The organism is Nigerium sp. (genome assembly GCF_039811905.1).
Classification (GTDB): domain Bacteria; phylum Actinomycetota; class Actinomycetes; order Propionibacteriales; family Propionibacteriaceae; genus Propioniciclava.
This window is the reverse complement of record NZ_JBDHZL010000123.1, coordinates 1-7,384: the sequence shown is the minus strand read 5'-3', so window position 1 is coordinate 7,384 and position 7,384 is coordinate 1. Positions and strand designations below refer to the sequence as shown.

The window sequence follows — 7,384 nt, the reverse complement described above, 5'->3', positions numbered from 1 at the left end:
GGAGAACGTCAGGTAGAAACGCACACGCCCGCACACTCTGCGGTGGAGAACGTCAGGTAGAAACGCCCACGCCCGCCAGAATCTCCCCGACGATCGCGCCGGCGCGCGCGGCGTCCGCGAGCGAGACGCCGAGGTGCGTCACCGCCCGGACGACCCGCCCGCCGACCGCCGAGATCGCCACCCCACGCGCGGACGCCTCGGCGACGACCTGCGCCGCCGTCCGGACGCCCGTCCCGACCACGACGATGTTCGTCTCCGGACGCCCCACCGCCCCGGGCGCGGCCGCGGCGACGGCGTCCGCGAATGCCCTGGCCGCGGCGTGGTCGTCGGCCAGCCGGCCGACGTGATGCTCCACCGCATAGGACGCCGCCGCCGCCAGGACGCCCGCCTGCCGCCAGCCCGCGCCGAGCCGTTTCCGCTGGACGCGTGCCCGCGCGATCGTCTCCTCGGACGCCAGCAGCATCGACCCCACCGGCGCGCCCAGCCCCTTGCTGAAGCACACGCTGACGGTGTCGAAGAGCCGACCGTACTCCGAGAGAGCCACCCCGGACGCCACGTGGGCGTTCCACAGCCGCGCCCCGTCCAGGTGCAGGCCGACGCCGGCGTCGCGGCACAGCGCGGCCACCTCCCGCAGGTGCGCGAGCGGCTGGATCGTCCCGCCGCCGAAGTTGTGGGTGTTCTCCAACGCGACGCACGCCGTCGACACCAGGTAGGGGCCGGCGTCCGGGCTGAGGAGTCGCTCGATCTGTGCGGCCTCCGCGACGCCGTGCGGCGTCACCCACGTGCGCATCGTCACGCCCGACAGCGCCCCGTGCGCGCCCATCTCGGCCCGCGCGATGTGCGCGCCGGCGTCGCAGAGCACCTCCTGTCCCGGACGCACCTGCGCCCACACCCCGAGCTGGTTCGAGAGCGACCCCGTCACGCAGAACAGTCCCGCCTCGTGCCCGAGCAGGGCGGCGACGCGCGCCTCGAGATCGGCGATCGACGGGTCCTCGCCGTAGACGTCGTCGCCGACGGGCGCCTCCGCCATCGCCCGCCGCATCGCGTCCGTGGGCTGGGTGACCGTGTCGCTGCGCAGATCGATCATCGGGGTCGTCACAGCTCGCGCGGCTCGAATTCCTGCACCGGGTTCGACCCGCGCTTGATGAGGTCGTCGTTCAGCCGCTCGGCCACGTAGAAGGCGAGCTCGAGGCTCTGGTTGCGGTTCAGCCGCGGATCGCAGGCCGTCTCGTACCGGTTCACCAGGTCGGCCTCCGCCAGCTCCTGGACGCCTCCGACGCACTCGGTCACATCGCTGCCGGTCAGCTCGATGTGGACGCCGCCCGGCCACGTGCCCAACTGCTCGTGGACGTCGAAGAACCCGGTCACCTCGGCGACCACCCGGTCGAAGCTGCGGGTCTTGTAGCCGTTGGACGTCGAGAACGTGTTGCCGTGCATCGGGTCGCACACCCACACGACCTTCCGTTCGGACGCCTCGACCGCCTCGATGATCGCCGGCAGCCGGTCGCGCACCTGGTCGGCGCCCATGCGGCTGATGAGCGTGAGGCGTCCGGGCTCGCGCTGCGGATCGAGCGCCTCCGCCAGCGCGACCACCTCGGCCGGGTCGGCCGTCGGGCCGACCTTCACACCGATCGGGTTGCGCAGGTGCCGCAGCAACTCGACGTGCGCGCCGTCGAGCTGACGCGTGCGCTCGCCGATCCACAGCATGTGCCCCGACGTGCCGTACGGCGTGCCGGTGCGCGAGTCGATGCGGGTGAGCGCGTGCTCGTACTCCATGAGCAGCGCCTCGTGAGACGCGTAGTAGGCGATGGTGCGCAGTTCCTCGTCGTCGACGCCGCAGGCGATCATGAACGCGAGCGCGCGCTCGATCTCGCCGGCGAGCGCCTCGTAGCGGCCCTCGACGTTCGAGTTCCGTACGAAGGCCGAGTTCCACGAGTGGATCGTGCGCAGGTCGGCGAACCCGCCCTGCACGAACGCGCGCACCAGGTTCAGCGTCGCCGCGGACATGTTGTAGACGTCCACCAGACGCCGCGGGTCGGGCACGCGGGCGTCGGCCGTGAACTCCAACCGGTTGACCGCGTCGCCGCGGTACGACGGGAGCGTCTCCTCCCCGCGCGTCTCCGTGTCCTTGCTGCGCGGCTTCGCGTACTGCCCGGCGATGCGCCCGACCTTCACGACCGGCACCTGCGCCGCGTACTGCAGCACGATCGCCATCGACAGCTGCACCCGCAGCGTGTCGCGGATCGCCGCGGCGGTCACGTTGCCGAACGTCTCCGCGCAGTCACCGGCCTGCAGCAAGAACGCGCGGCCGGCCGCGGCGTCCGCGAGGCGCGCCCGCAGGTCGTCGCACTCGCCCGCGAAGACGAGCGGAGGACGCCGGCGCAACTCGGCGACGACCTCGTCGACGGCCGCGTGGTCGGGGTAGGTGGGCTGCTGGGCGGCCCCCACCGCGTGCAGCTGGTTCAGGGTCGGGATCTGGTCAGACACCCGGTCAGGGTACCTGAGCGCGGCGGGCCCCGCTCCGGGTTCTACGCGGGCGCCGGCTTCCCGTCGCCCGGACGCTCCTTGACCCGGCGCGCCGCCTCCTCGGCGGTCATGCTGCCGTACTTGACCGACGTGCCGTAGGCGTCCACGTAGGTCTGCCCGCCCAACTGCTGGATCGCGGTCATGATCTCGTCGGTGACCCACCGGGTCACCGCCCGCTCGTCTTCGCGCCCGTTGTAGCGAGAGAAGTCCAGGGGCTCCCCCACCCGGACGACCGGGTGGTCGGCCCACGGGATGCCCAGCACCTTGCGGTCGAGCTCGGAGTCGACCATCGCGACCGGGATCACCGGGACGCCCGCCGCCAGCGCCATGCGCGCCACGCCGGTCTTGCCCTTGTAGAGCCGGCCGTCGGGCGAGCGCGTCCCCTCGGGGTAGATGCCGACGAGGTGCCCCTCCTCCAGCGCGTTCAGCACCGGCCCCAGCCCCTCATTGGACGCCCGCCCACCCGAGCGGTCGAGCGGCACCTGGCCGATCGCCTTGAGGAACCAGGCGATCACCTTCGACACGAACCCGCGGTCGCCCTTGAACAGCTCCGCCTTCGCGGGGAAGGTGACCCGCCGGCGCATCAGCGCCGGCATCACGAGCGTGTCGGCCGCCGAGATGTGGTTGGACGCGAGGATCGCCCCGCCGTGCCGCGGCACGTTGTCGAGCCCCTCCACGCGGGAGCGATAGCCGAGCGTCACGAGCGGACGGATCAGCGCGAACTTGAAGAACTGGTACCACACGGGCGCACCTCCTGCAGCGGTCACCCTAGTGTGTGACGCCGGGGACCCGCACCCGCGGCGCCCGCATGTCTAGCATGGTCGCCATGCCCGTCTCCGAATCAGCGCGGCCGCTGCACACCGACGGCACCGGCGGCGTCCTGTTCCTGCACGGTTTCACCGGAAGCCCGCGCTCGCTGCGCCCCTGGGCGGAGCGGACGGCGTCCGAGGGGTACCGCGTGAGCCTCCCCCGGCTGCCCGGGCACGGCACGACGTGGCGCGAGCTCGCCCGCACCTCCTGGCAGGACTGGTACGCCGTCGCGGAGCGCGAGCTGCTGGCGCTGAGGCGGGCGTCCGGGGAGCCGGTGTTCGTCGCCGCCCTATCGATGGGCGGCGCGCTCGCCCTGCGGCTCGCCGAGCGCCAGCCGGACGCCGTCGCCGCGCTGATCCTGGTGAACCCGGCGATGTCCGCGAGCAACCGGCTGTTGCCGCTCGCCGGTGCGATGAAGCACGTGATCGCGTCGCAGGCGTCCATCGCGAACGACATCGCGAAGCCCGGCGTCCTGGAGGGCGCCTACGACCGGACGCCGGTGGCCGCCGCGCACGAGCTCACCCGGCTGTGGGCCGACATCCGTCCGTACCTGGACCTGGTGACGTGCCCGATCATGCTGATGACGTCGAGCGTCGACCACGTCGTGCCGGCGTCGTCGGCCGAGTTGATCCGGCGGCAGGTCTCCTCCCTGGACATCGCCGAGGTCACCCTCGCGCGCAGCTACCACGTCGCCACGCTCGACCACGACGCCGACCTCATCGCCGACCGCTCGCTCGCGTTCATCGCGAGCCATCGCCCGGACGCCGCCCCGCGACCCTGAGGCACGGACGCCCGGCGGCGTCCCTCGGTGTCGCCCGCCCCGGCGTCCCCGTGCGACGGACGCCCGGCGTCGGATGCGCGCGCCCGGCGTCCCCGGGTCTCGCGAGCGGCGCGTTAAGCGCCGCCGCGTCGCAACCCTGAGGGCTGCGACGCGACGGAGGGTCCTGGATGGGTCAGCCGACGATGCGGCGGGCCGTGTTGAACTTGGCCGGGTACGCGTTGAACTTCTGCAGCACGATGTCGACGCGGGTGTTGCGCGCGTGGACGATGTAGCCGCTGCCGGCGTACATCGCGACGTGGCTGATCGGGCTGTAGTAGAAGATCAGGTCGCCGGCCTTCAGGCCGTAGCGGGAGACCCACCGGCCGCGCGTCGCCTGCGCGCGCGAGCTGTGCGGCAGCGAGACGCCGATCTGGCGGTACGAGGCGAGCATCAGTCCGGAGCAGTCGAAGTTCGACGGGCCCGCGGCGCCCCACACGTACTGGCTGCGGCCCACCTTGGAGATCGCGTAGCTGACGACGCGGCGAATGCCGGGGTGCGAGATCGAGCTCGCGATGCTGAGCGACTGGGCGCCGGTGGCCTCGGTGGAGCCGCCGATGGCGTCCGCCTGCACGGGCTGCTGGGCGGTCTTCTCGGCATCCTTGAGGGCGTCGAGCTGGTCGGCGGCCGTCGCGGCGCTCTGGGCGCGCTCGGTCGCCTGCTCGCCCTCGAGCACCTTCTGATTCTCGGGAGTGAGGGAGGCGAGCAACTGGTCGCCCTCCGCGGCCTTGGCGTCGCCCTTCGCGGCGAGGCCGGCCAGCGTCGCCTCGCCGGCGGCCGCAGCCTTGGCCTGCGCGGCCGCGGTGCGGTTCAGCTGCCCGAGGCGCTCGAGGCGGGCCGTGTACTCGCGGACGACCGCGGCGTTCGCCCCGCTCGTCGAGTACGTCGCGACGACGCCGTTGATGGCCGCGCGCGCCTGGGCGTCGAGCTGCTTGACCTTGGCCTGCTGCGCGGAGACGGCGCTCTTCGTGCTGTTGAGCTGGGCGTAGGTGGAGCGCAGGGCGGCGGCCTTGCCCGCGTAGTCCTCTTCGATGGACTTGGACTCGCCCTCGACGCGAGCGATGTCCGCCTTCACCTGATCGATGGTGGGTGCCTTCGCCGGCGCCGCCATGGCCTCCAGGGGCGACGCGGTCAGCGCGAGCGCCGACGTCAGGGAGACGACGGCAGCAGACACCAGGAACTTGCGATTGCGGGACATGGGGTCACGCTCCTTCGGTAAGCCGTATGCAGTGTGGAGAGGGAAAGCCCTGAGTCGTTCCGGGGAAGGAGCGGTGCTGCCGTTGTAGCGTCCCGAGGCGTTCCCTGAGAAAGAGTAAGTCAAACTCTCAAGAAGCGCTAACTGAATCGGAGAAGATCTGGGCGCCGACCAGCGGCGACGGGCCTACTCAGACGCATATGCCTCAGTGGGAAGGCGTGTCGGTCCCTGAAACGCGACCTAAGAGAAATCCTGGACTCTGGGGAGGAACCATGAGAGATCCCCCTGATTCCCCCTGAGAACCATCAGGGGGCGTGCCGCGCTCGCCCCGCGTGGGCGTTTCTACCTGACGTTCTCCACACTCTGGTGTGGGGAACGTCACACAGGTCGGGGCTGAAGACGGCGTCCGGGAGGGCGCCCGGGACGCCGTCCCGGACGGCGTCCCTCTCTCCCGCGAGTCCCCCCGACCGCGAGTCCCCCGGCGTCCTCAGGGACGGCGGCCGTCGACTCGCCGCCGCTCGATCACGCCCTCTTCCCCGGTGCGGAGGTGGGTTCCGGCAAAGGCTCCTCATCGAGTGGCGGCGAATCGAGTGAGCGGCAGGGCGAAGGTCGCGGCGTCCTGCCGGGGACGCCTGGGCAGGGGCCGACGAACGGCCGAGAGCCACGGGACTGCCGAACCGCCGCAAGGAAGGGGCACGCGCACCGGGCTCCGCTGGCCCGGTCGGCGTGTGACGTTCTCCACACCAGAGTGTGGAGAACGTCAGGTAGAAACGCTCGCCCGGGGGTCAGCCCACCACCCGGCGCGCACCGGAGAACGGCGCGTCGTAGGACGACAACGGCTGAATCACCACGCCCACCCGCGGGTTGCGCGCGTGGACGAACATGCCGTCGCCCACATAGATGCCCACGTGATGGACGGGGTTGTACCAGAACAGCAGGTCCCCCGGACGCAGGTCGTTCGCCGCCACCGGCTCACCCATGCCCGACTGCACGCGCGACGAGTGCGGCAGCGCGATGCCGGCGGCCCGGTAGGCCATGAGCGTGAGCCCGGAGCAGTCGAACTCGTCAGGACCCTCCGCGGCCCACACGTACGCGTCGCCCACCTGCTGCTTGGCGTACGTGGCGGCCGCGACCCCGCGGGCGCTGCCCGACGCATCCTGCGTCACCATCGCGCCGAGCCGCGGCACCGTATCCGTGGACGCCCGCCCCGCGCGCGCGGCCGGCCCGGACGCCGGCGTCGCCCGCCCGTCGCTGACGCGCGTGCGCTCGCCGGCCAGCGCAGCCTGCCGCGCGAACTCCTCGGTCTCGCGCCGCTCCTGCTCGGCCAGCGCCGCGCGCTCCTGCGCGGTGAGCTGATTGAGGACGGCCTGCTGCTCGGCCACCTTCTGCTTCGCCTGCTTGTCGAGCTGAGCGAGCCTGGCCTCTTCGCGCGCCTTGGACGCCAGCTCGGCGTCGGCCGCCCGTTTCAGATCCGTCAGGTTTGCCTGCTCCGCCTGATAGCGCTGGATGACCGCGTTGATGTTGTCGTCCACCTGGGACGCCGTCGAGATCGCCTTCAGGAACGAATCGGGGTCGCCGCTCACGAAGATCTTCGTCGCCTGGTCGAGGCCCTGGTTCTGAAAGTCGGCCCGCGCGAGTTCGCGCACCTGCGCGGCGATCGCGTCCACCTTCTTGGTCTGCGCGGCCACATCGGCCTTCAACCCGTTGACCTTCTGCTGGCTCTGCTGGACGCGGAGCTTGGCCTGCAGCCACTCCTCCGCGATCGCGCTCTCTTCGGTGTCGAGCCGCTGCAACTCGGCGCGCGCGGCGGCCACGGCCGCCGAGGCGTCCTGCGCCTTCGCACGAGCGCTCGCGACCGCGGAGGGGTCGGCGTGGGCCACCTGAGGGGGGATGACCGCGCCGAACGCCAAGACGATCGAAGCGGCCGCGGCGGACGCGAGCGGCTTGCGTTGAAACACCACGCACGACTCCTAAATCTTCTGCAGAGGGAGGGGTCGACATGACCAATGGGGAAGAATCGGCAGTCGGTTCCTGCA

The 7,384-nt window shown here is 71.7% G+C and carries 6 protein-coding genes; 1 reads left to right on the top strand and 5 read right to left on the bottom strand.

The window, feature by feature from the left end; genetic code table 11:
• Window positions 1-52: 52 nt before the first annotated feature.
• From WMJ97_RS13550 to WMJ97_RS13540, 3 genes are read right to left on the bottom strand one after another with little or no spacing between them, the layout of a single operon-like run.
• On the bottom strand, window positions 53-1,099 hold the full coding sequence (locus tag WMJ97_RS13550) for a threonine aldolase family protein (protein ID WP_347349532.1): 1,047 nt from the start codon (window positions 1,097-1,099) through the stop codon (window positions 53-55).
• Window positions 1,096-2,487: a 3-deoxy-7-phosphoheptulonate synthase class II gene (locus WMJ97_RS13545; protein WP_347349531.1), complete on the bottom strand. Its 1,392-nt coding sequence runs from the start codon at window positions 2,485-2,487 to the stop codon at window positions 1,096-1,098. The genes WMJ97_RS13550 and WMJ97_RS13545 overlap by 4 nt, the downstream gene beginning before the upstream one ends.
• Window positions 2,488-2,528: 41 nt before the next feature.
• Window positions 2,529-3,269: a lysophospholipid acyltransferase family protein gene (locus WMJ97_RS13540; RefSeq protein ID WP_347349533.1), complete on the bottom strand. Its 741-nt coding sequence runs from the start codon at window positions 3,267-3,269 to the stop codon at window positions 2,529-2,531.
• 83 nt (window positions 3,270-3,352) lie between these two features.
• On the opposite strand from WMJ97_RS13540, the gene WMJ97_RS13535 reads away from it, so the two are divergent.
• Window positions 3,353-4,117, top strand: coding sequence for an alpha/beta fold hydrolase (locus WMJ97_RS13535; RefSeq protein ID WP_347349530.1), 765 nt, complete (start codon window positions 3,353-3,355; stop codon window positions 4,115-4,117).
• A 172-nt stretch (window positions 4,118-4,289) separates the two neighbouring features.
• On the opposite strand, the gene WMJ97_RS13530 is transcribed toward WMJ97_RS13535, so the two are convergent.
• Window positions 4,290-5,351, bottom strand: a complete 1,062-nt coding sequence (locus WMJ97_RS13530) for an NlpC/P60 family protein (RefSeq protein WP_347349529.1) — start codon at window positions 5,349-5,351, stop codon at window positions 4,290-4,292.
• Window positions 5,352-6,133: 782 nt separating this feature from the next.
• Window positions 6,134-7,309, bottom strand: coding sequence for an NlpC/P60 family protein (locus tag WMJ97_RS13525; protein ID WP_347349528.1), 1,176 nt, complete (start codon window positions 7,307-7,309; stop codon window positions 6,134-6,136).
• Between the last annotated feature and the right edge of the window lie 75 nt (window positions 7,310-7,384).

Coding starts and splice junctions, on each gene's coding strand:
- WMJ97_RS13530 (WP_347349529.1), bottom strand. CDS start 5,351: ATGTCCCGCAATCGCAAGTTCCTGGTGTCTGCTGCCGTCGTCTCCCTG.
- WMJ97_RS13535 (WP_347349530.1), top strand. CDS start 3,353: ATGCCCGTCTCCGAATCAGCGCGGCCGCTGCACACCGACGGCACCGGC.